Source organism: Pseudomonas sp. SMN5 (assembly GCF_052041925.1).
Lineage (GTDB): Bacteria > Pseudomonadota > Gammaproteobacteria > Pseudomonadales > Pseudomonadaceae > Aquipseudomonas.
In genome coordinates this window covers 46,368-67,649 of the sequence record NZ_JBKGGX010000006.1, presented here as the reverse complement: position 1 = coordinate 67,649, position 21,282 = coordinate 46,368, and the positions used below count along the sequence as shown (strand labels likewise).

Below are 21,282 nucleotides of genomic sequence, written 5' to 3'. Positions count from 1 at the left end.
TTAATCGGTGATTCAGTAAGGTTTTCGGGTGAAAGCCGACGCAGTGATCCCCCACTGTCCCAGCCAATAGCTGACGATGATCAGGTAAGGGGCGGTCTGGAAGGGTGATACGAACCGGTTGATACCGATCAGGCTGTCAGAGAACACGAACGCCGCTGCTCCGGCGGCGGCCAGCCAGGCGGAGCGCTGAGGGACATCGGTGCCCAGTCGGGCCAGTGCTCGCCAGAGCATGGCGCTGATGACCAGGCCGTAGACCAGCACCGGAAACAGCAACGGTCCGAGGCCACTGGAGATCAGGATAGCCAGGAGCATCGCGCCTATCCCCAGGGCCAAGGCCAGGGGCAGCAACGCCTGGCGGCGACAATCGCTCAGGTAGGCTTTCAGATAGGCCAGATGCGCCAATAGAAACGCGCCCAGCCCGAACACGAACAGATCCCCCGGCCAAGCCAGCAACACATCGCCGACCACCGAGAAAATCAACCCGAGGCTGATCCAGCGTCGGTATTCGCCGGGCGGCGCATCATGCAGCCAACCGAGCAGCGCCAGCACCGGCATCGGCTTGACCAGCAGGCACAGCAACGTGGCGTGAACGCTCAGGCCATACAAATAGGTGGCCGCACCCATCAACGCGAGGATCAGCCAACCCATGCTCAGTTCACCGCAATGGCGCAGTCGAAGGTTTCCACGGGTGGGACTTCAGGCGCCCAGGGTTGTTGATAAGTCAGGCGCAGGCGACCGGTGCCTGCGGCGAATGCCTGGAAACGCCAGGTCGATACGCCGGCGGCGCCAACGATGCCGGCGTCCTCCGGGTTGCGATACACCTCGGGGCCCAGGCTTTTCAACACGCCGCCGGCCGAATCCTGGATCGCCCAGCGATAACCGGTGGTGGGGTTGCTGGGCAGGCTCAGGATCAGGTTCTGTCCGCTATTGAGGCGCACCGGGCACTGGCTCAGTTTCTCCACGGTCACGTTGTGTTTCGGTTGCGTTGCGCAAGCGCTCAGCAGGGCGAGGCTCAAGGGCACGAGCAAGCGGGTGGGCGACATAAAGGCTCCGGCATTTGCGACGAATGGGGGAGCATAACCGAAGATGCTACGGGGTGTGTCAGGTGGAATGTGGTGTTGCTGATGACGCTATCGCGAGCAAGCTCGCTCCCACAGGAGACTTTTGGTGTCACAACATTTGTGATCCACACCAAACCCTGTGGGAGCGAGCTTGCTCGCGATGGGGCCAGTTCAGTCGCTATGTAACCCTCAGAACAACACCTTCACCACATCCGCAAATCGCTTGGCGAAGTGCACCGTGACGCCTTCCTTGAGGTAGTCCGGCAGTTCTTCGAAGTTGCCCCGGTTGGCTTCCGGCAGGATCAGTTCGTTGATTTTCTGTCGCCGCGCCGCGATCACTTTTTCGCGCACGCCACCAATCGGCAGGACGTGTCCGGTGAGCGTCAGTTCGCCGGTCATGGCCACGCCTTTCTTCGGCGGTTGGTTGCGGGCCAGGGAGAGCAGGGCGCTGGCCATGGTCACCCCGGCGCTCGGGCCATCCTTGGGCGTGGCCCCCTCCGGTACGTGCAGGTGGACGAAGGCTTCGTCGAAGAACTTCGCATCACCGCCGAACTGTTTCAGGTGCGAGCTGACATAGCTGTGGGCGATTTCCGCCGACTCTTTCATCACCTCACCCAACTGGCCGGTCAGCTTGAAACCGCGGTTGAGGGTGTGGATGCGCGTGGCTTCGATCGGCAACGTCGCCCCGCCCATGCTGGTCCAGGCCAGGCCGGTGATGACCCCGACGCCGGACAGCACCTGCTCGTTGCGGAACACCGGTTTGCCCAGGGAGGCTTCGAGGTCCTTCGGCCCGAGCTTGATGACGGCTTTCGGGTCGTCGATCAGCTTCATCACCGCCTTGCGTACCAGCTTGCCGAGCTGTTTCTCGAGCTGTCGCACCCCGGCTTCTCGGGCATAGCCGTCGATCAAGGCCTTGAGGGCGCTGTCGCTGATGCTCAGGCTGCCCTTGGAGACACCGGCCTTGGCCAGTTGCTTGGGCCACAGGTGACGCTTGGCGATAGCGACTTTTTCTTCGGTGATGTAGCCCGACAGGCGAATCACTTCCATCCGGTCCAACAGCGGGCCGGGGATCGAATCGAGGGTGTTTGCGGTGCAGACGAAGAGCACTTTCGACAGATCCAGGCGCAGGTCCAGGTAATGGTCGAGAAATTCGACGTTCTGCTCCGGGTCGAGGGTCTCCAGCAGTGCCGAGGCCGGGTCGCCCTGGTAGCTCTGGCCCATCTTGTCGATCTCGTCGAGCATGATCACCGGGTTCATCACTTCGACGTCCTTGAGCGCCTGCACCAGTTTGCCCGGCTGGGCGCCGATGTAGGTGCGCCGGTGACCCTTGATCTCGGCTTCGTCGCGCATGCCGCCGACGCTGAAACGGTAGAACGGACGCCCGAGGGACTCGGCAATGGACTTGCCGACGCTGGTCTTGCCCACGCCCGGCGGGCCCACCAGCAGCACAATGGAGCCGCTGATCTCGCCTTTGTAGGCACCGACGGCGAGGAACTCCAGGATCCGATCCTTGATATCGCCCAGGCCGGCATGATGCTGGTCGAGTACCTTGCGCGCATGCTTGAGGTCGAGCTTGTCCTGGCCGTACACGCCCCACGGTACCGACGTCGCCCAATCGAGGTAATTGCGGGTGACGGCGTATTCCGGCGAGCCGGTTTCCAGGATGGACAGTTTGTTCATTTCCTCTTCGATGCGCTTCTGCGCCTGGGCCGACAACGCCTTGCCTTCCAGGCGCTGCTCGAACTGTTCGAGATCGGCGCTGCGGTCATCCTTGGTCAGCCCCAGTTCTTGCTGGATGACCTTGAGCTGTTCTTTGAGGAAGAACTGGCGCTGATGTTCGCCGATCTTATTGTTGACCTCTGCGGAAATCTCTTTTTGCAGCCGCGCCACCTCGACTTCCTTGCGCAGCATCGGCAGGACTTTTTCCATGCGCTTGAGCATGGGCACGCAGTCGAGCACTTCCTGCAGCTCACTGCCGGTGGCGGAGGTGAGCGCGGCGGCGAAATCGGTCAGGGGCGAGGGATCGTTGGGACTGAAGCGGTTGAGGTAGTTCTTCAGTTCTTCGCTGTACAGCGGATTGAGCGGCAGCAGCTCCTTGATCGCGTTGATCAGCGCCATGCCGTAGGCCTTGACCTCGTCGGTCGGCTCGCTCGGTTGGTGCGGGTATTCGACCTCCACCAGATAGGGCGGGCGATGGTGCTTGAGCCAGGTGCGGATGCGTACGCGGGTCAGGCCCTGGGCGACGAATTGCAACTTGCCGCCTTCGCGACTGGCGTGGTGCACCTTGACCAGCGTGCCGTACAGCGGCAGCGCCGAGGTGTCGAAATGCCGCGGGTCTTCCTGGGGCGTGTCCATGAAGAACAGCGCCAGGGAGTGATGTTCGGACTTGGCCACCAGTTCCAGGGTCTCGGCCCAGGGTTCTTCATTGACGATGACCGGCAATACCTGGGCCGGGAAGAACGGACGGTTGTGGATTGGAATGATGTAGACCTTGTCCGGCAGGTTCTGGCCGGGCAGCGCCAGGCCGGTGCCGGTGGAGCTGTGTTCGATGTGTTCGGAATCGGCGTAGTCGTTCTTGGCTTCAGTAGAGTGCTGGTCGCTCATGGGGCACCTGCGCAATGGAGTATGGGTCTTAGATGGGGCAGGTGGGGGGTGGTTTCAATGGTGGGTGATTGTTAGTGGGTGTTTCATCAGCCGTTGTTCAGTTTTGCGACAGTTCGCAGGCAAAAGGGGTGATTGTGGTGAGAAAGCCCGCTTCCCCACCACATTGTGTTTCACGCGACCTGGTTCAGATCGTTATAGCGCGTTTCCTTCAGACACAGCACCGCGATCACGCTGAGTAGCGCAGCGGCGGAAACGTAGCCGCCGACATAACCCAGGCCACCCATCGCCACCAGTTTCTGGGCGAAGAACGGAGCGGCCGAGGCGCCGACGATGCCCCCCAGGTTGTAGGCCGCCGAGGCGCCGGTATAACGCACGTGCGTCGGGAACAGTTCTGGCAGCAAGGCGCCCATGGGGGCAAAGGTCACCCCCATCAGGAACAATTCAACGCACAGGAACAACGCCACGCTTGCGGTGGAGCCCTGGGTCAGCAAGGGCTCCATGGCGAAACCCGAGGCGATCGCCAGCACGCCGCCCACGATCAGTACCGGTTTGCGCCCGAAACGGTCGCTGGCCCAGGCCGACAATGGCGTGGCGGCGGCCATGAACAGGACGGCAAAGCACAGCAGGCCGAGGAACGTTTCGCGGCTGTAGCCGAGGGTGGCTACGCCGTAGCTCAAGGAAAACACCGTCGAGATGTAGAACAGCGCGTAACACACCACCATCGCCGCCGCTCCGAGCAAGGTCGGCGCCCAGTACTGGCTGAACAGCTCCACCAGCGGCACCTTCACCCGCTCCTGGCGCGCCATGGCATTGGCGAACACCGGGGTTTCATGGAGTTTGAGCCGGACGTAGAGGCCGACGACCACCAGCACCGCGCTGAGCAGGAATGGAATCCGCCAGCCCCAGGAGCGGAATTGCTCATCGTCCAGGCTCATGGCCAGCGTCAGGAACAGCCCGTTGGCTGCAAGGAAGCCGATGGAAGGCCCGAGTTGTGGAAACATGCCGTACCAGGCGCGCTTGCCTTTGGGGGCATTCTCGGTCGCCAGCAGTGCCGCGCCGCCCCATTCACCACCCAGCCCAAGGCCTTGGCCAAAACGCAGCAGACACAGCAGGATCGGCGCCCAGGCACCAATACTGGCATAGCCGGGTAGCACGCCGATCAGCGTTGTGCACACGCCCATGAGCAGCAGCGAGGCCACCAGGGTGGATTTGCGCCCGATCCGGTCGCCGAAGTGACCGAACAGCGCAGACCCCAGCGGACGGGCAAGAAAGGCGATGCCGAAGGTCAGGAACGACGACAACATCTGTGCCGTACCCGAGGTTTGCGGGAAGAACACCGGTCCGATCACCAGGGCGGCGGCCGTGGCGTAGACATAGAAATCGTAGAACTCGATAGCGGTGCCGATGAAGCTCGCGGTCGCCACGCGGCTGGCTGAGTTGGTCGGCTGGACAGGCACAGCGTCGTTGCAAGTGATGGTTGTCATGCGGTGATCCCTGACAGTCATGTGCTCCGTTGGAGCGAATTATTATGGTCGAACACCCAGGGATGTGGGCAGATGCCCTGTCGCTGTTTCAGGTAGGAACAGTCGCAGGGTTGAGGCGGATTTCGGCGATGGTCTGGCCGGAACCGGCTGAGTGCGGGGTAAGCACGGGGTTCGGGCGGTGCTGGGTAAGCGGGGTGAGTATAGAAAGGAGGCTAACGAATCGACAAGGGCGTTTGTACTCAATAGCGATGCCTGCGCAAACCCTGTGGCGAGGGAGCTTGCTCCCGCTGGGTTGCGCAGCAGCCCCTGTACCGGGCTCTGCGGTATGTCTGATTGACCGCATTCAGATGTGATGGGGCTGCTTCGCACTGGTGCGCCAGCTCGGCCCGGCGGGAGCAAGCTCCCTCGCCACAGGAGATCAGAGAACCGCAGGCACCGAGCTGTTATGCCACGCCAGCACCTGGCTGACGCGGTTGTCCACGGTCTCGACGATTTCCAGCCGGTAGCGGCCGATCTTCAGGCATACCGGGCTCTCGGGAATGGTTTCCAGCGCTTCGGTCACCAGCCCGTTGAGGGTCTTGGGGCCGTCACAGGGCAGGTGCCAGCCCAGGGTCCGGTTCAGTTCACGGATCGACGCGGCGCCGTCGATCATCAGGCGACCGTCGGGCTGGGGGTGGACGTGCGGGTTGTCGAGGCTGTGCTCGCTTTCGAACTCGCCGACGATTTCTTCGAGGATGTCTTCCAGAGTGACGATGCCCAGCACCTCGCCATATTCGTCCACCACCATGCCCAGGCGCCGTTGCTGCTTGTGGAAGTTCAGCAATTGCAGTTGCAGGGGCGTGCTTTCGGGGACGAAGTACGGCTCATGGGAGGCGGCCAGCAGCGCTTCCTTGGTCAGGCTCGCATCCGCCAGCAAGTGGCGGATCTGGCGGGTGTTGAGCACCGCTTCGACCTGGTTGATATCGCTGTGGAATACCGGCAGGCGGGTCCGACGGTTCAGGCGCAACTGTTCGATGATTTCGCCGATGGGGTCGTCCAGGTTGATCCCGTCGACCTCGCTGCGGGGCACCAGGATGTCATTGACGGTAATGTTATCCAGGGCATGAATGCCGGACATCGGCTGCAATCGACCGCCGTTGTGCTCCGGTTCGTGCTCGCTGCGCGATGGCGTAGGCGCTTCGTCATCGCTTTGCTGCACCACCTTGGTCTTGCGGGCAAGCGGTCGTAGCAACCATTGGCTGAGGCTGTTCAGCAGCCAGGCAAACGGATAAACAATCTTCAATGGAATGCCCAGCAAGGTGTTGCCCAGTGCCAGCACTGCATCGGCCTGGCGCACGGCCAGGGTGCGCGGCAGGTAATCGGCGAACACCAGCAGCGCTGCGCTGGTGCCCAGCCAGGCCGCCCAGGGGCCATTCTCCTGCCAAGTGAAGATCCCCAGCAGTGTGCCGATCACCATGGCCATGGCGCGACACAAGGTATTGCAAAGGATCAGGCTGGACAGCGGGAAGTTCAGCGTCGCCAGCGGCTTGTCGGTGGCGCGCGAGGCCTTGCGTTGGGCCCGCAGGTGCTGCTGCGCGGCTTCGATGGCGGTGAACAGCGCTGACCAGAGAATCAGTACGACCAACACGGCGAGCAGCGGCGCCACGGGCAACGTATCCATCAGAGCCGTCCGTCAGATGTGCAGGATGTATTCACGGACCAGCTTGCTGCCGAAGTAAGCCAGCATCAGCAGGCAGAAGCCGGCCAGGGTCCAGCGAATCGCTTTATGGCCGCGCCAGCCGAGACGGTTGCGGCCCCACAGCAACACGCTGAACACCACCCAGGCCAGGCACGCCAGCAGGGTCTTGTGCACCAGGTGCTGGGCGAACAGGTTCTCGACGAACAGCCAGCCGGAGATCAGCGACAGCGACAGCAGCGTCCAGCCACCCCACAGGAAGCCGAACAGCAGGCTTTCCATGGTTTGCAGTGGCGGGAAGTTGCGGATCAGCCCGGACGGGTGCTTGTGCTTGAGCTGGTGATCCTGCACCAGCAGCAGCAAGGCCTGGAACACCGCGATGGTGAACAGTCCATAGGCGAGGATCGACAGCAGGATGTGGGCGAGGATGCCCGGTTCTTCGTCAATGACCTGCACCGTGCCCGACGGCGCGAATTGCGCCAGCAAAACCGTCGCCAGCCCCAACGGGAAAAGCAGCACCAGCAGGTTTTCCACCGGGATGCGCGAGCAGGCCAGCAGCGTCAGGGCGATCACGGCCACCGCGATCAGGCTGGCGGCGTTGAAGAAATCCAGGCCCAGGCCGATCGGTGTCATCAGGTGGGCATAAAGACTGGCGGCATGGCCGAGCACCGCCAGCACGCCAAGCGTGACCAGCAGGCGTTTGTTCGCCTTGGCGCCGGAGGCCAGGCGAGTGCCTTGGTAGAGGGTCGCAGCGGCATATAGGCAGGCGGCGACGAGCGAGGCAAGCAAACTGGGTGACAAGGGGAGCATAAATCCTGTTAGGCAGGCCCGAAAGGCGCTGAGTTTGGCATAGAACCCCCACCGCACGAAAGACCGCCGGCACCGACAGCGAGGTGTACGCGGCCCGCTTCTTCGCTATAATCCGCGACCTGCCCACGCCGCAGGCTCGCCGAGCACATTTTTCACGGTCTGGGCCGCCATTATCCCGGTCTCATCTGGGCCTGAAAGGATCGCGCATGTTTGAAAACCTAACCGACCGTCTCTCGCAGACGCTGCGCCATGTCACCGGCAAGGCGAAACTGACCGAGGACAACATCAAAGACACCCTGCGCGAAGTGCGCATGGCGCTGCTTGAAGCCGACGTCGCCCTGCCGGTGGTCAAGGACTTCGTCAACTCGGTCAAGGAACGCGCCGTCGGCACCGAAGTGTCGCGCAGCCTGACGCCGGGCCAGGCGTTCGTGAAGATCGTCCAGGCCGAGCTCGAAAGCCTGATGGGCGCCGCCAACGAAGACCTGAACCTGAGCGCTGTGCCGCCAGCGGTGGTGTTGATGGCCGGCCTGCAGGGCGCGGGCAAGACCACGACCGCCGGCAAGCTGGCGCGCCTGCTTAAAGAGCGCAAGAAGAAATCGGTGATGGTGGTGTCCGCGGACGTCTACCGTCCGGCGGCGATCAAACAACTGGAAACCCTGGCCAACGACATCGGCGTGACGTTCTTCCCGTCCGACCTGAGCCAGAAGCCGGTGGACATCGCCCAGGCTGCTATTAAGGAAGCAAAACTCAAGTTCATCGACGTGGTCATCGTCGACACCGCCGGTCGCCTGCACATCGACGAAGAGATGATGGGCGAGATCAAGGCGCTGCATGCCGCGGTCAAGCCAGTGGAAACCCTGTTCGTGGTCGACGCCATGACCGGCCAGGACGCCGCCAACACCGCCAAGGCGTTTGGCGACGCGCTGCCGCTGACCGGTGTGATCCTGACCAAGGTCGACGGCGACGCCCGTGGCGGTGCCGCGCTTTCGGTGCGGGCCATCACTGGCAAGCCGATCAAGTTCATCGGTATGGGCGAAAAGAGTGAAGCGCTCGAACCGTTCCACCCCGAGCGTATTGCTTCGCGCATCCTGGGCATGGGCGACGTGCTCAGCCTGATCGAGCAGGCCGAGCAGACCCTCGACAAGGACAAGGCCGACAAACTGGCCAAGAAGCTGAAGAAGGGCAAGGGCTTCGACCTCGAAGACTTCCGCGACCAGCTGCAACAGATGAAGAACATGGGCGGCCTCGGCGGGCTCATGGACAAACTGCCGAACATCGGTGGCGTGAACCTGGCGCAGATGGGCAATGCCCAGGGTGCGGCTGAAAAGCAGTTCAAGCAGATGGAAGCCATCATCAACTCCATGACCCCGGCCGAGCGCCGCGACCCTGAGCTGATCAGCGGTTCGCGCAAGCGTCGGATCGCCATGGGCTCCGGCACCCAGGTGCAGGACATCGGTCGCTTGATCAAGCAGCACAAGCAGATGCAGAAGATGATGAAGAAATTCTCCGCCAAGGGCGGGATGGCCAAGATGATGCGCGGCATGGGCGGTATGTTGCCCGGCGGCGGCATGCCCAAGATTTAACGAATCCACGCATCGGCGCTCCTGCCGGTGCAGCCCACGGGGACGTGGGATTTGCAGCCAACCGCCTTCGGACGGGGGGCTGACTGGCCGTTTTCAACGACGGCTCCATGGCAGATCTGGATGGCCAGCCGATAGGCGCCGGAAAAAGACATTTGCAAAAGTCCGGATATTCCTTAGAATATGCGGCCTTTCGGGCACCTATGCCCGCTGTGCATTTAGATTTGCAGCACCGACTACAGGAACGATGTTCACATGCTAACAATCCGTCTTGCCCTTGGCGGCTCCAAAAAGCGCCCGTTTTACCACCTGACCGTAACCGACAGCCGCAATCCGCGTGACGGTTCCCACAAGGAGCAGGTTGGTTTCTTCAACCCTGTTGCCCGTGGTCAGGAAGTTCGTCTGTCCGTGAACCAAGAGCGCGTAGCCTACTGGCTGAGCGTTGGTGCACAACCTTCTGAGCGCGTTGCTCAGTTGTTGAAGGAATCGGCTAAGGCTGCGGCCTGAGCAATATGAACGCGACGCCAAAAGATGCTGACGACCTGATCGTTGTCGGCAAGATCTATTCTGTTCATGGCGTTCGCGGCGAAGTGAAGGTGTATTCCTTTACTGATCCGATCAAAAACCTGTTGGACTACAAAACCTGGACGCTCAAGCGCGAAGGTAGTGTGAAACAGGTTGAGCTGGTCAGCGGACGCGGGAATGAAAAGTTCCTGGTCGCAAAGCTCAAGGGTCTCGATGATCGTGAAGAAGCGCGTCTTCTGGCCGGTTATGAGATCTGCGTGCCACGCAACCTGTTCCCTGAACTGACCGACGGCGAGTACTACTGGTACCAGCTGGTAGGTCTGAAGGTCATCGACCACCTCGGGCAATTGCTCGGGAAAATCGATCACCTGCTCGAGACCGGTTCGAATGATGTCATGGTGGTCAAGCCTTGCGTCGGCAGTCTGGATGATCGCGAACGCCTGTTGCCCTATACCGAGCAATGCGTGTTGGCCGTTAATCTGGAAGCTGGCGAAATGAAGGTGGAATGGGATGCGGATTTCTGAACGTGGCTAGTTTGCGCGTCGAAGTCATCACATTGTTTCCCGAGATGTTTTCCGCCATCAGCGAGTACGGCATAACCAGCCGCGCGGTGAAACAGGATCTGTTGCAGCTGACCTGTTGGAATCCGCGGGACTACACCACGGATCGGCATCACACTGTGGACGATCGCCCGTTTGGCGGTGGTCCGGGCATGGTGATGAAGATCAAGCCCCTGGAAGATGCACTGGTTCAGGCCAGGACGGCAGCCGGGGAGGGTGCGAAGGTGATCTACCTGTCGCCCCAAGGCCGCCAGCTGACTCAGTCGGCGGTACGCGAGCTGGCGAATTCGGATGCATTGATCCTGATTGCCGGCCGTTATGAAGGCATTGACGAGCGTTTCATTGAAGCTCATGTCGATGAAGAGTGGTCGATTGGCGACTATGTACTGTCTGGCGGCGAGCTGCCGGCGATGGTCCTGATCGATGCGGTTACACGACTGCTGCCTGGAGCTTTAGGGCATGCAGATTCCGCTGAGGAAGATTCCTTTACGGATGGTCTGCTGGATTGCCCGCACTACACCCGACCGGAGGTGTATGCGGATCAGCGTGTTCCCGACGTGTTGCTAAGTGGCAACCACGCGCACATCCGGCGTTGGCGTTTGCAGCAGTCCCTTGGTCGGACCTACGAACGACGCGCCGATCTTCTGGAAAGCCGCTCGCTTTCTGGAGAAGAGAAGAAGCTGCTCGAGGAATACATCCGCGAGCGGGACGATAGTTAACAACGTATCGATGGTGAGTCCGACGACTTGCCTTAGGAGCACAGCATGACTAACAAAATCATCCTTGCACTCGAAGCAGAGCAGATGACCAAGGAAATCCCTACCTTTGCCCCGGGCGACACCATTGTCGTTCAGGTGAAAGTGAAGGAAGGCGACCGTTCGCGTCTGCAAGCGTTCGAAGGCGTTGTTATCGCCAAGCGTAACCGCGGCGTAAACAGTGCATTCACCGTTCGTAAAATCTCCAACGGTGTTGGCGTAGAGCGTACTTTCCAGACCTACAGCCCGCAAATCGACAGCATGGCTGTGAAGCGTCGCGGTGACGTGCGTAAAGCCAAGCTGTACTACCTGCGTGACCTGTCCGGTAAAGCAGCGCGCATCAAGGAAAAACTGGCTTAAGTCCAGCTTCCGATGCAAAAAAAGCAGCCTGCGGGCTGCTTTTTTGTTGCCTGCGATTTGCACTTTGCGCACCCTGCATAACTTCGGTTTTGCATCTTTCATGAGCGTTTATGCCTGCCATCGATCACCCCTTGATAGACCAGTTTCTCGACGCCCTTTGGCTGGAGAAGGGCCTGTCCGATAACACCCGTGGCGCCTATCGCAGCGACCTGGCGCTATTCAACGGCTGGTTGCAGGAACAGGACCTGGAGCTGATCAATGCCGGGCGCGAGCTGATCCTCGATCACCTGGCCTGGCGCCTGGAGCAAAACTACAAACCGCGCTCGACCGCACGCTTTCTTTCCGGCCTGCGTGGGTTTTATCGCTATCTGTTGCGGGAAAAGCTGATCGCGGTGGATCCGACGTTGCGCGTGGAAATGCCCCAATTGGGACGCCCACTGCCCAAGTCGCTGTCGGAGGCTGACGTGGAAGCGCTACTGGCGGCGCCGGACCTGAGCGAAGCCATCGGCCAGCGCGACCGGGCCATGCTGGAGGTGCTCTATGCCTGTGGCCTACGGGTCACCGAACTGATCAGCCTGACGCTGGAACAGGTCAACCTGCGCCAGGGTGTGCTGCGGGTGATGGGCAAAGGCAGCAAGGAACGCCTGGTGCCGATGGGTGAAGAAGCGATCGTCTGGGTCGAGCGCTACATGCGCGACGCGCGCCATGAACTGCTGGGCGGACGCCCCAGCGACGTCTTGTTCCCGAGCCGCAACGGTGAGCAGATGACCCGTCAGACCTTCTGGCACCGCATCAAACACCAGGCCAAGGTCGCCGGGATCGCCAAGTCCCTCTCGCCCCACACCCTGCGCCATGCCTTCGCCACGCATTTACTCAACCACGGCGCCGACCTGCGGGTCGTGCAGATGCTACTGGGCCACAGCGACCTGTCCACCACCCAGATCTACACCCACGTCGCCCGGGCACGGTTGCAGGATTTGCACGCCAAGCACCATCCTCGGGGATGAATGAGGGCGACAGCCACTATCCCTGTGGGAGCGAGCTTGCTCGCGAAGACGGCGGTACATTCAACAGCTGTGCAAGCTGACCCACCGCCATCGCGAGCAGGCTCGCTCCCACAATGATCTGTGGCGTCCGGTTATTTTGTGTTCGCCGCCATTCCCCTGTGGGAGCGGGCTTGCTCGCGAAGACGGCGGTACATTCAACAGCTGTGCAAGCTGACCCACCGCTATCGCGAGCAGGCTCGCTCCCACACTGATTTTTGGTGTCGGATTATTTTGTGTTCGCCGTCATTCCCCTGTGGGAGCGGGCTTGCTCGCGAAGACGGCGGTACATTCAACAGCTGTGCAAGCTGACCCACCGCTATCGCGAGCAGGCTCGCTCCCACATTGATCTTTGGTGTCCGGTTATTTTGTGTTCGCCGCCATTCCCCTGTGGGAGCGGGCTTGCTCGCGAAGACGGCGGTACATTCAACAGCTGTGCAAGCTGACCCACCGCTATCGCGAGCAGGCTCGCTCCTACAATGATCTGTGGCGTCCGGTTATTTTGTGTTCGCCGCCATTCCCCTGTGGGAGCGGGCTTGCTCGCGAAGACGGCGGTACATTCAACAGCTGTGCAAGCTGACCCACCGCTATCGCGAGCAGGCTCGCTCCCACACTGATTTTTGGTGTTGGGCTATTTTGTGTTCACCGCCGTTCCCCTGTGGGAGCGAGCCTGCTCGCGAAGACGGCGGTACAGTCAATGAGTTTCTTGAGCCAGGCCCTACAAAAAAGCCCCCCCGCCAATGTCTTGCATCACCGGCATTCGGCCACGCGGGGCTTACTGTGGTAGGCTTTGCCGGTTTGCACAGTGGGCGGCTGGAACCCGAATCTGCGGGTCGGCGTTTCCCCGTCTCATTTGTCCGCCTCAGGAGTCCCCATGCGTTTGATCCAGATGTTCACCGCCGCCGCGATTGCGTTGGCCAGTACCTTTGCCATCGCCGACGACGCGGCTGACAAGGCTATCCGCAAGAGCCTGGAAAACCTTCAGCTGGAAGTGCCAATAGAAGCCATCTCGGCCAGCCCCATGAGCGGACTGTATGAAGTCAAGCTCAAGGGCAGCCGCGTGCTTTATGCCAGTGCCGACGGGCAATACATCGTCCAGGGCAACCTGTTCAAGCTCAAGGATGGTAAGCCGGTCAATCTCACCGAAATGACCGAGCGTCAGGGCATCTCCAAGTTGATCAACGGCATTCCGGTCGCCGAGACCGTGGTCTACCCGGCGGTCGGCGAAACCAAGTCCCATATCACCGTGTTCACCGACACCACGTGCCCGTACTGCCACAAGCTGCATGCCGAAGTGCCGGAGCTGAACAAGCGCGGCATCGAAGTACGCTATGTAGCGTTCCCGCGCCAGGGCCTGGGCTCGCCGGGCGATGAGCAGTTGCAGGCGGTCTGGTGCTCCAAGGACAAGAAAGCGGCCATGGATAAAATGGTCGACGGCAAGGAAATCAAGGCTGCCAAGTGCGAGAACCCGGTTTCCAAGCAGTTCGCCCTTGGCCAGTCCATTGGCGTGAACGGTACGCCGGCCATCGTTTTGGCGGACGGACAGGTGATTCCGGGCTATCAGCCGGCGCCACAAGTCGCCAAACTGGCCCTTGGCGCGAAATGATCATGGGCGATCCGTTCTTGAAGATCACGGCTCGGCGAAAACCTTCGTCGGGCCGTTAAACACAAAGTCGCGTTGCTGCGCGGCTGTATTTCACGGCCGACCTTGCGTCGGCCGTTTCATGGGGAGTCAAGTGTGAATCCGGTCAAAGTAGGCATCTGTGGGTTAGGTACCGTCGGTGGCGGCACCTTCAACGTACTTCAGCGCAACGCCGAGGAAATTGCTCGTCGTGCCGGGCGTGGAATCGAAGTGGCACAAATTGCCATGCGCACGCCAAAGCCTCAGTTCCAGACGACCGGTATTGCGATTACCAACGATGTGTTCGAAGTGGCCACGAACCCTGAGATCGACATCGTCATAGAGTTGGTGGGCGGCTACACCGTTGCCCGCGAGCTGGTACTCAAGGCCATCGAGAATGGCAAGCATGTGGTCACCGCGAACAAGGCGCTCATCGCCGTTCACGGTAATGAAATTTTCGCCAAGGCCCGCGAGAAGGGCGTGATCGTGGCTTTCGAAGCCGCCGTGGCCGGTGGTATACCGGTGATCAAGGCGATCCGCGAAGGCCTGTCGGCCAACCGCATCAACTGGGTAGCCGGGATCATCAACGGCACCGGCAACTTCATTCTCACCGAGATGCGCGAGAAGGGCCGCACCTTTGAAGACGTGCTCGCCGAAGCCCAGGCCCTCGGTTATGCCGAAGCCGATCCGACGTTCGACGTGGAAGGCATCGACGCGGCGCACAAGCTGACGATCCTGGCGTCCATCGCTTTCGGTATCCCGCTGCAATTCGACAAGGCCTACACCGAAGGCATCACCAAGCTGACCACCGCTGACGTGAACTATGCCGAGGCCCTGGGCTATCGCATCAAGCACCTGGGCGTGGCGCGCAGCACCGCCAGCGGCATCGAGCTGCGTGTGCACCCGACCCTGATCCCGGCCGACCGTCTGATCGCCAACGTCAACGGCGTGATGAACGCGGTGATGGTCAACGGCGACGCTTCCGGTTCGACGTTGTTCTACGGCGCCGGCGCGGGCATGGAGCCGACCGCCTCTTCGGTGGTGGCCGACCTGGTGGACGTGGTTCGCGCCATGACCTCGGATCCGGAAAATCGTGTGCCGCACCTGGCCTTCCAGCCGGACTCGCTGTCGGCGCACCCGATTCTTCCGATCCAGGAATGCGAAAGCTCCTACTACCTGCGCATACAGGCCAAGGACCATCCGGGCGTACTGGCCCAGGTGGCGACTATCCTGTCGGAGCGTGGCATCAATATCGAGTCGATCATGCAGAAGGAAGTCGAGGAACACGACGGCCTGGTGCCGATGATTCTGCTGACCCACCGCGTGGTCGAGCAGCGTATCAACGATGCGATTGCCGCGCTGGAAGCGCTCCAGGGCGTCGTCGGCCCTGTTGTCCGGATCCGCGTTGAGCATCTGAATTAACCAAAGCTGCAAGCCGCAAGCTGCAAGCTCCAAGTAAAAGCCGATCCGCTGTCAACTTGTAGCTTGCAGCTCGAAGCTCGAAGCTCAAACCAAAGGTTTGCCCCCATGCGCTATATCAGCACCCGCGGCCAGGCACCGGCCCTGAATTTCGAAGATGTCCTGCTGGCCGGCCTGGCCACGGACGGCGGCCTCTATGTGCCGGAAAACCTGCCGCGCTTCACCCAGGAAGAAATCGCTTCCTGGGCCGGCCTGCCATACCACGAGCTGGCGTTCCGGGTCATGCGCCCGTTCGTCACCGGCAGCATTCCGGATGCCGATTTCAGGAAGATCCTGGAAGAGACCTATGGGGTCTTTTCCCACAACGCCATCGCACCGCTGCGTCAGCTCAACGGTAACGAATGGGTGATGGAGCTGTTTCACGGCCCGACACTGGCTTTCAAGGACTTTGCCCTGCAGCTGCTTGGCCGCTTGCTGGACTACGTGCTGCAAAAGCGCGGCGAGCGGGTGGTGATTGTCGGTGCGACCTCGGGCGACACCGGTTCGGCCGCCATCGAAGGCTGCAAGCGTTGCGAAAACGTCGACATCTTCATCCTGCACCCGCACAACCGCGTCTCGGAAGTGCAGCGTCGGCAGATGACGACGATTTTCGGCGATAACATCCACAACATCGCCATCGAAGGCAACTTCGACGACTGCCAGGAAATGGTCAAGGCCAGCTTCGCCGACCAGGGCTTCCTCAAGGGTACCCGTCTGGTGGCGGTGAACTCGATCAACTGGGCGCGGATCATGGCCCAGATCGTTTACTACTTCCACGCGGCGCTGCAGTTGGGCGGCCCGGCCCGCTCTGTGTCGTTCTCGGTGCCCACCGGCAACTTCGGCGATATCTTCGCCGGTTACCTGGCGCGCAACATGGGGCTGCCGATCAACCAATTGATCGTCGCCACCAATCGCAACGACATCCTGCATCGCTTCATGAGCGGCAACCAGTACGTCAAGGAAACCCTGCACGCCACGTTGTCGCCATCGATGGACATCATGGTGTCGTCGAACTTCGAACGCCTGTTGTTCGACCTCCACGGGCGCAACGGAGCGGCGATTGCCGGCCTGATGGACAGCTTCAAACAGGGTGGTGGTTTCAGCGTCGAACCCGAACGCTGGACCGAAGCCCGCAAGCTGTTCGATTCCCTGGCGGTGGATGACGCACAAACCTGCGAGACCATCGCCGAGGTGTTCGCCCAGACGGGCGAACTGCTCGATCCGCACACCGCCATCGGCGTGCGGGCTGCCCGGGAGTGCCGTCGCAGCCTGGATACCCCGATGGTCATCCTAGGGACCGCCCACCCGGTCAAGTTTCCGGAAGCAGTGGAGAAAGCTGGCGTAGGAAAAGCGCTTGAACTGCCTGCACATCTTTCTGATTTGTTTGAGCGAGATGAGCGCTGCACCGTGTTGCCAAATGACCTGAAAGCCGTACAGGCCTTTGTCAGCCAGCATGGCAACCGCGGCAAGCCTCTCTGACCGCCGCAACCTGTCACATTTTGAAGCCCGTCTCCTGACGGGCTTTCTTGTTTCTACATGCCAAACTGGCCGGGTTTTCGCCTTGGAGGAGGGCGAGTCATCTCGAAGGAAGTGCAGATGTCGTTTTTTATCAGAAGCAAGCCAGCGCTGAGCTGGGTGATGGGCCTGGCCCTGTTGTACTGGGCGCAATGGAGCAGCGCGGCACAGATGGCGGCCCTCGACACGCCACCGCCCGATGTGCGGCCGGTGCTGGATGCCCAGGAGTTGAAATGGATCAAGGAGAACCCGCGGGTCATCGTCGCCTCGATGCAGTTTCCGCTGTACCTGTTCAAGAATGAACTGGGCCGGTGGGACGGGCTCAATCACGACATTCTCCAGCGTATCGCGCAAATGACCGGGCTCGAATTCGTGCACCGGGAGTCATTTTCCCCCGATCAGTTGATGACGATGCTGGAGAACGGCGAAGCCGACATGACCACCACCCTGGCAATGAATGACGAGCGTAGGGATTTCCTGAGCTTCAGCCATGCCTTTGGCGGTTACGGCTGGGTGTTCGTCGGGCGTGATGGCGAGTCTGCCTTGCATTCCCTGGAGCAGCTCAATGGCAGGGTCCTGGCGTTGCCGGCGCGGCATGCCCTGGAAGCGGAAATCCGCCGTGACTACCCGGCCATCCAGCTGCGTACGGTCAAGACCAACAGCGAGGCGCGGGCACTGGTGGAAAGTCGGGAAGCCTTCGCGACCATCGAAAATGAAACGGGGGTGCATCTGTACCCCACAGGGCAGTTGCAGGTAGGCGCCAGTGTGGAGGGCAAATGGGAGCCGGATTACCTGGCCGTGCGCCAGGACCTGCCGTCGCTGCTCAGCATTCTGAATAAGGCCCTGGAGGTCTTCCCGGCCGAGGAAATGCGTGCCCTGCGCGCCAAATGGATGGCCGGCAGTGCGCCTGCCCAGGAGCCGTCATTCTGGAGGCGGGTGTCCGGTTGGGGTTACTGGTGCGTGCCGGTGGTGGCGCTATTCGGTTTGCTCTCGGTGTTGTGGAACCGCCGCCTGAAAATACAGATCGACCAGCGCCTCAAGGCCGAGGCGGTGCTCAAGGACCAACTGATGCTTCAGAGCGCCTTGATGGACGCTATCCCCGACCCGATTTTTATCCGGGACCTGGAAGGCCGCCTGATCATGTGCAACAAAAGCTATGAGGAACAATTCGCGACCCGCTTTGAAAGGCTGCGTGGTACGCGGCTGATTGACTGTGCCGCGTTCCCGCCGGCCACGGCCGAGTTGCTGCACGGGGAGGTCATGGAGCAGCTGCGCACCGGCCAGCCTCGATACATCGACCGCCAGTTGATGTTTCGCAGCGGTTTGCGGGAAATCTACCACTGGTCGGTGCCCTTCTATGGCGCCGACGGGCAATTGCGTGGCCTGCTGGGGGGCTGGATCGATGTCGGCCGCCGCTGGAGCCGCTCCGATCGGTTCCTGGCCTGAGGCGGGCCGATGCGGCTGTTGTCTAGCTGTCATATTCGACGCGCATGCTCGATTGAACGAGTTCCGGCGTGCCGGCTCGGTGCGCTAACGAACTTTCTACTGCGGCCCACGGTCACTTAGTGTGTACATGCAGTTGTTTTCGGACTATTGAAGGGTGAGCGAATGGAAAGTATCAGCCTATTGCTGGGTGAGGCTTTGAGCCCGTATCAGGTCACGCTGACTCCCTCTGGCGCCAAGGGCGAATGCCTGGTGACACTGAAGAATACCTCTGGGGCGATCATGGTCGAGCGCGTGTTCAACCAGGCTCAATTGACCGACAAGCGTCAGTTGACGGATGTCGTCGATGGCTTGCATCGCGATGTACTGATTGCCGAGGGGCGCCTGGAGCCTTGTGTGATCGCAGCGCTGCGTAACCTGGCCGCCGACAAGGTCATGGCCGCCCCGAATTGACTGAGATTGTGTGGGAACCTTCTTACAGTCTGGAGAGTCAGACTTTTTACCAACAAGAGCGAGCATTGTGCTCCGGTGCTCGTCGCTTGTGGTACGAACCTTGATATGGGTTACGTTTAACCCCGAGTTGTCTCCCCACTGCTCGGGGTTTCTTTTTGCCCGGCGTTTTGTCCGGCATTCAAGCTCCGGTGTGTGACGCTTTTGTGGGAGCGAGCCTGCTCGCGAAAGCGTCGGGTCAGTCGATTCGATACTGGCTGATACACGCTATCGCGAGCGGGCTCGCTCTCACAGTGGGGCTTTGGTAGTCATGGACCGTCGTTCGCAGCATGGGCCGTCAAATAGCACCGTCGCTACGTAGTTTGGCGATCTGTTGCGCGTCGTAGCCCAGGGCGCCGAGTACCTGATCGTTGTGCTCGCCCAGCCCTGGTCCGACCCATTCGGATGTCCCGGGCGTGTCGGAGAGCTTCGGCACGATACCTGGCATCTTGAACGCCTTGCCGTCGGGCAATCGGGCTTGCAGGAACATCTCCCGAGCCAGGAACTGCGGGTCGCTGAACATATCCTCGGCGCTGAAGATCCGGCTGGCCGGCACCTCGGCCCGGTTCAACCGTTCCATCACGCTGTCGAGCGGCAGCGAATTGACCCAGCGATCGATCACGCCGTACAGCTCGTCGCGCCGGCTGTCTCGCCCGTCGTTACTGGCGAGTTGTGGATCGTTGGCCAGGTCATCACGACCGATGATTCGCATGAAGCGCTTGAAAATCGCGTCACCGTTGGCGCCGATTTGCACATGCTTGCCGTCGGCGCTGGTGTGGATGGACGAAGGGGTGATGCCAGGCATGATGTTGCCGGTGCGCTCGCGGATGAAACCGAACACGTCGAATTCGGGCACCATGCTTTCCATCATGGCGAAAATCGCTTCGTACAACGCCACGTCGACCACTTGGCCGGTGCCGCCGTTGACGTCGCGGTGGCGCAGCGCCATGAGCGCACCGATCACACCCCACAAGGCGGCGATGGAGTCGCCGATGGAAATCCCGGTGCGTACCGGCGGGCGGTCCTCGAACCCGGTGATGTAGCGCAGGCCACCCATGGATTCGCCCACCGCGCCGAACCCCGGCTGGTCTTTCATCGGTCCGCTCTGGCCGAAGCCCGAAAGCCGCACCATCACCAGTCCGGGATTCAGCGCGTGCAGAACCTCCCAGCCCAGGCCGAGTTTTTCCAACACCCCGGGACGGAAATTCTCGATCAGAATGTCAGCCTCGCCGATCAGCTTCTTCAGGATCGCCAGGCCTTCGGGGTGCTTGAGGTTCAAAGTCAGGGATTTCTTGTTACGGGCCTGGACGAACCACCACAGCGACGTGCCTTCATACAGCTTGCGCCACTTGCGCAGTGGATCGCCGCCATCGGGCGATTCGACCTTGATCACCTCGGCCCCGAACTCCCCGCAGATCCGCGAGGCAAAAGGTCCTGCGATGAGAGTGCCAAGTTCGATGACTTTGACGCCCGCGAGCGGTTTGGCAGTAAGCGACATGATGGATCCTGTAGGACAAAAACGAACGAGAAGAGCGTTTTATCATAGGCCGATGCCGCCCGCCGCAGGTTGATGGTCGGCAATTCGTGGAATGGCCGCGTCATCGGTTAGACTTGCCGCCTTTCCTCGCATCAAGAAGCCCGTTCATGGCCCAGCCGTCCACGACCTATAAGTTTGAACTGAACCTCACCGACCTCGACCGCAACGTGTACGAGAACGTGAAACAGACCATCGCCCGCCATCCTTCGGAAACCGAAGAGCGCATGACCGTGCGCTTGCTGGCCTACGCCTTCTGGTACAACGAGCTACTGTCGTTTGGTCGCGGTCTGTCGGATGTAGATGAACCTGCGTTGTGGGAAAAAAGCCTGGATGACCGTGTGTTGCACTGGATCGAAGTGGGCCAGCCTGACGCCGAACGCCTGACCTGGTGCTCGCGCCGTACCGAGCGCACCAGCCTGCTGGCCTACGGCAGCCTGCGGGTCTGGGAAGGCAAGGTGATCCCGGCGGTCAAGGGCCTGAAGAACGTCAACATCGCCGCCGTGCCCCAGGAAGTGCTGGAAACTCTCGCCCAGGACATGCCCCGCGTGATCAAGTGGGACGTGATGATCAGCGAGGGGACGATTTTCGTAACCGACGACCGTGGCCAGCATGAGGTGCAGTTGCAATGGTTGCTGGGTGAGCGAGGCTAATCCCGGGGCTTTGATTCACTGAGCCAGAGTCAGGCTTCATTGTGGCGAGGGAGCAAGCTCCTTCGCCACGATCCAAAGCCGATATTCCTACACATCAAAGAGAAACACCCGT

At 60.9% G+C, this 21,282-nt stretch carries 19 protein-coding genes; 12 read left to right on the top strand and 7 right to left on the bottom strand.

What is annotated here, in order from left to right; genetic code table 11:
• Positions 1-12 precede the first annotated feature (12 nt).
• The 6 genes from ACLEJR_RS07930 to ACLEJR_RS07905 all read right to left on the bottom strand — a co-directional run bounded on the left by ACLEJR_RS07930 (position 13) and on the right by ACLEJR_RS07905 (position 7,634).
• Complete coding sequence (locus ACLEJR_RS07930; protein WP_440813161.1) at positions 13-648, bottom strand: lysoplasmalogenase; 636 nt, start codon at positions 646-648, stop codon at positions 13-15.
• A 2-nt stretch (positions 649-650) separates the two neighbouring features.
• Positions 651-1,043: a protease inhibitor I42 family protein gene (locus tag ACLEJR_RS07925; RefSeq protein ID WP_245144911.1), complete on the bottom strand. Its 393-nt coding sequence runs from the start codon at positions 1,041-1,043 to the stop codon at positions 651-653.
• Positions 1,044-1,250: 207 nt separating this feature from the next.
• Positions 1,251-3,665 (bottom strand): endopeptidase La, encoded by a 2,415-nt coding sequence (gene lon, locus ACLEJR_RS07920; RefSeq protein ID WP_440791333.1) that lies wholly within the window; start codon positions 3,663-3,665, stop codon positions 1,251-1,253.
• Positions 3,666-3,835: 170 nt separating this feature from the next.
• A complete protein-coding gene (locus tag ACLEJR_RS07915; RefSeq protein WP_440813159.1) occupies positions 3,836-5,149 on the bottom strand; it encodes an MFS transporter in 1,314 nt (437 codons plus the stop codon).
• Positions 5,150-5,567: 418 nt separating this feature from the next.
• On the bottom strand, positions 5,568-6,809 hold the full coding sequence (locus tag ACLEJR_RS07910; RefSeq protein WP_440813157.1) for a CNNM domain-containing protein: 1,242 nt from the start codon (positions 6,807-6,809) through the stop codon (positions 5,568-5,570).
• A gap of 12 nt (positions 6,810-6,821) precedes the next feature.
• Positions 6,822-7,634, bottom strand: a complete 813-nt coding sequence (locus tag ACLEJR_RS07905; RefSeq protein ID WP_440791327.1) for a cytochrome C assembly family protein — start codon at positions 7,632-7,634, stop codon at positions 6,822-6,824.
• 206 nt (positions 7,635-7,840) lie between these two features.
• Here ACLEJR_RS07905 and ffh point away from each other — a divergent pair, with 206 nt between their 5' ends.
• The 11 genes from ffh (at position 7,841) to ACLEJR_RS07850 (ending at position 18,947) form a co-directional block, all read left to right on the top strand.
• Positions 7,841-9,217: a signal recognition particle protein gene (ffh, locus tag ACLEJR_RS07900; protein ID WP_440791325.1), complete on the top strand. Its 1,377-nt coding sequence runs from the start codon at positions 7,841-7,843 to the stop codon at positions 9,215-9,217.
• Between the two features lie 252 nt (positions 9,218-9,469).
• Complete coding sequence (gene rpsP, locus ACLEJR_RS07895) at positions 9,470-9,721, top strand: 30S ribosomal protein S16 (RefSeq protein ID WP_003198088.1); 252 nt, start codon at positions 9,470-9,472, stop codon at positions 9,719-9,721.
• A gap of 5 nt (positions 9,722-9,726) precedes the next feature.
• Positions 9,727-10,263 (top strand): ribosome maturation factor RimM, encoded by a 537-nt coding sequence (gene rimM, locus ACLEJR_RS07890; protein ID WP_440791323.1) that lies wholly within the window; start codon positions 9,727-9,729, stop codon positions 10,261-10,263.
• Positions 10,245-11,018: a tRNA (guanosine(37)-N1)-methyltransferase TrmD gene (gene trmD, locus ACLEJR_RS07885; protein WP_440791321.1), complete on the top strand. Its 774-nt coding sequence runs from the start codon at positions 10,245-10,247 to the stop codon at positions 11,016-11,018. Before rimM ends, trmD begins: the two co-directional genes overlap by 19 nt.
• A 45-nt stretch (positions 11,019-11,063) precedes the next feature.
• Entirely contained in the window at positions 11,064-11,414 is a 351-nt protein-coding gene (gene rplS, locus ACLEJR_RS07880) for a 50S ribosomal protein L19 (protein WP_003175895.1), read from the top strand.
• A gap of 110 nt (positions 11,415-11,524) precedes the next feature.
• Entirely contained in the window at positions 11,525-12,421 is an 897-nt protein-coding gene (xerD, locus tag ACLEJR_RS07875) for a site-specific tyrosine recombinase XerD (protein ID WP_440791319.1), read from the top strand.
• A 910-nt stretch (positions 12,422-13,331) separates the two neighbouring features.
• Positions 13,332-14,063: a DsbC family protein gene (locus ACLEJR_RS07870; protein ID WP_440813154.1), complete on the top strand. Its 732-nt coding sequence runs from the start codon at positions 13,332-13,334 to the stop codon at positions 14,061-14,063.
• Positions 14,064-14,195: 132 nt separating this feature from the next.
• Complete coding sequence (locus ACLEJR_RS07865) at positions 14,196-15,500, top strand: homoserine dehydrogenase (RefSeq protein ID WP_440791315.1); 1,305 nt, start codon at positions 14,196-14,198, stop codon at positions 15,498-15,500.
• 105 nt (positions 15,501-15,605) lie between these two features.
• On the top strand, positions 15,606-17,015 hold the full coding sequence (gene thrC, locus ACLEJR_RS07860) for a threonine synthase (protein WP_440813152.1): 1,410 nt from the start codon (positions 15,606-15,608) through the stop codon (positions 17,013-17,015).
• Positions 17,016-17,132: 117 nt separating this feature from the next.
• Entirely contained in the window at positions 17,133-18,497 is a 1,365-nt protein-coding gene (locus tag ACLEJR_RS07855) for a transporter substrate-binding domain-containing protein (protein WP_440791311.1), read from the top strand.
• Positions 18,498-18,659: 162 nt separating this feature from the next.
• Complete coding sequence (locus tag ACLEJR_RS07850; protein WP_245144900.1) at positions 18,660-18,947, top strand: DUF3509 domain-containing protein; 288 nt, start codon at positions 18,660-18,662, stop codon at positions 18,945-18,947.
• Between the two features lie 334 nt (positions 18,948-19,281).
• Here the strand turns inward: ACLEJR_RS07850 and ACLEJR_RS07845 are convergent, their stop codons facing one another.
• The gene (locus tag ACLEJR_RS07845) at positions 19,282-20,481 is read right to left on the bottom strand and encodes a CaiB/BaiF CoA transferase family protein (RefSeq protein WP_440813149.1); all 1,200 of its coding nucleotides are present in this window, start codon (positions 20,479-20,481) and stop codon (positions 19,282-19,284) included.
• Positions 20,482-20,627: 146 nt separating this feature from the next.
• Here ACLEJR_RS07845 and ACLEJR_RS07840 point away from each other — a divergent pair, with 146 nt between their 5' ends.
• The gene (locus ACLEJR_RS07840; protein ID WP_245144898.1) at positions 20,628-21,170 is read left to right on the top strand and encodes a YaeQ family protein; all 543 of its coding nucleotides are present in this window, start codon (positions 20,628-20,630) and stop codon (positions 21,168-21,170) included.
• Positions 21,171-21,282: the final 112 nt, after the last annotated feature.

Bases quoted from the DNA above. Each gene is read 5' to 3' on its own strand.
- ACLEJR_RS07930 (WP_440813161.1), bottom strand. From the start codon at position 648: ATGGGTTGGCTGATCCTCGCGTTGATGGGTGCGGCCACCTATTTGTAT.
- ACLEJR_RS07925 (WP_245144911.1), bottom strand. From the start codon at position 1,043: ATGTCGCCCACCCGCTTGCTCGTGCCCTTGAGCCTCGCCCTGCTGAGC.
- lon (WP_440791333.1), bottom strand. From the start codon at position 3,665: ATGAGCGACCAGCACTCTACTGAAGCCAAGAACGACTACGCCGATTCC.
- ACLEJR_RS07915 (WP_440813159.1), bottom strand. From the start codon at position 5,149: ATGACAACCATCACTTGCAACGACGCTGTGCCTGTCCAGCCGACCAAC.
- ACLEJR_RS07910 (WP_440813157.1), bottom strand. From the start codon at position 6,809: ATGGATACGTTGCCCGTGGCGCCGCTGCTCGCCGTGTTGGTCGTACTG.
- ACLEJR_RS07905 (WP_440791327.1), bottom strand. From the start codon at position 7,634: ATGCTCCCCTTGTCACCCAGTTTGCTTGCCTCGCTCGTCGCCGCCTGC.
- ffh (WP_440791325.1), top strand. From the start codon at position 7,841: ATGTTTGAAAACCTAACCGACCGTCTCTCGCAGACGCTGCGCCATGTC.
- rpsP (WP_003198088.1), top strand. From the start codon at position 9,470: ATGCTAACAATCCGTCTTGCCCTTGGCGGCTCCAAAAAGCGCCCGTTT.
- rimM (WP_440791323.1), top strand. From the start codon at position 9,727: ATGAACGCGACGCCAAAAGATGCTGACGACCTGATCGTTGTCGGCAAG.
- trmD (WP_440791321.1), top strand. From the start codon at position 10,245: ATGGGATGCGGATTTCTGAACGTGGCTAGTTTGCGCGTCGAAGTCATC.
- rplS (WP_003175895.1), top strand. From the start codon at position 11,064: ATGACTAACAAAATCATCCTTGCACTCGAAGCAGAGCAGATGACCAAG.
- xerD (WP_440791319.1), top strand. From the start codon at position 11,525: ATGCCTGCCATCGATCACCCCTTGATAGACCAGTTTCTCGACGCCCTT.
- ACLEJR_RS07870 (WP_440813154.1), top strand. From the start codon at position 13,332: ATGCGTTTGATCCAGATGTTCACCGCCGCCGCGATTGCGTTGGCCAGT.
- thrC (WP_440813152.1), top strand. From the start codon at position 15,606: ATGCGCTATATCAGCACCCGCGGCCAGGCACCGGCCCTGAATTTCGAA.
- ACLEJR_RS07855 (WP_440791311.1), top strand. From the start codon at position 17,133: ATGTCGTTTTTTATCAGAAGCAAGCCAGCGCTGAGCTGGGTGATGGGC.
- ACLEJR_RS07850 (WP_245144900.1), top strand. From the start codon at position 18,660: ATGGAAAGTATCAGCCTATTGCTGGGTGAGGCTTTGAGCCCGTATCAG.
- ACLEJR_RS07845 (WP_440813149.1), bottom strand. From the start codon at position 20,481: ATGTCGCTTACTGCCAAACCGCTCGCGGGCGTCAAAGTCATCGAACTT.
- ACLEJR_RS07840 (WP_245144898.1), top strand. From the start codon at position 20,628: ATGGCCCAGCCGTCCACGACCTATAAGTTTGAACTGAACCTCACCGAC.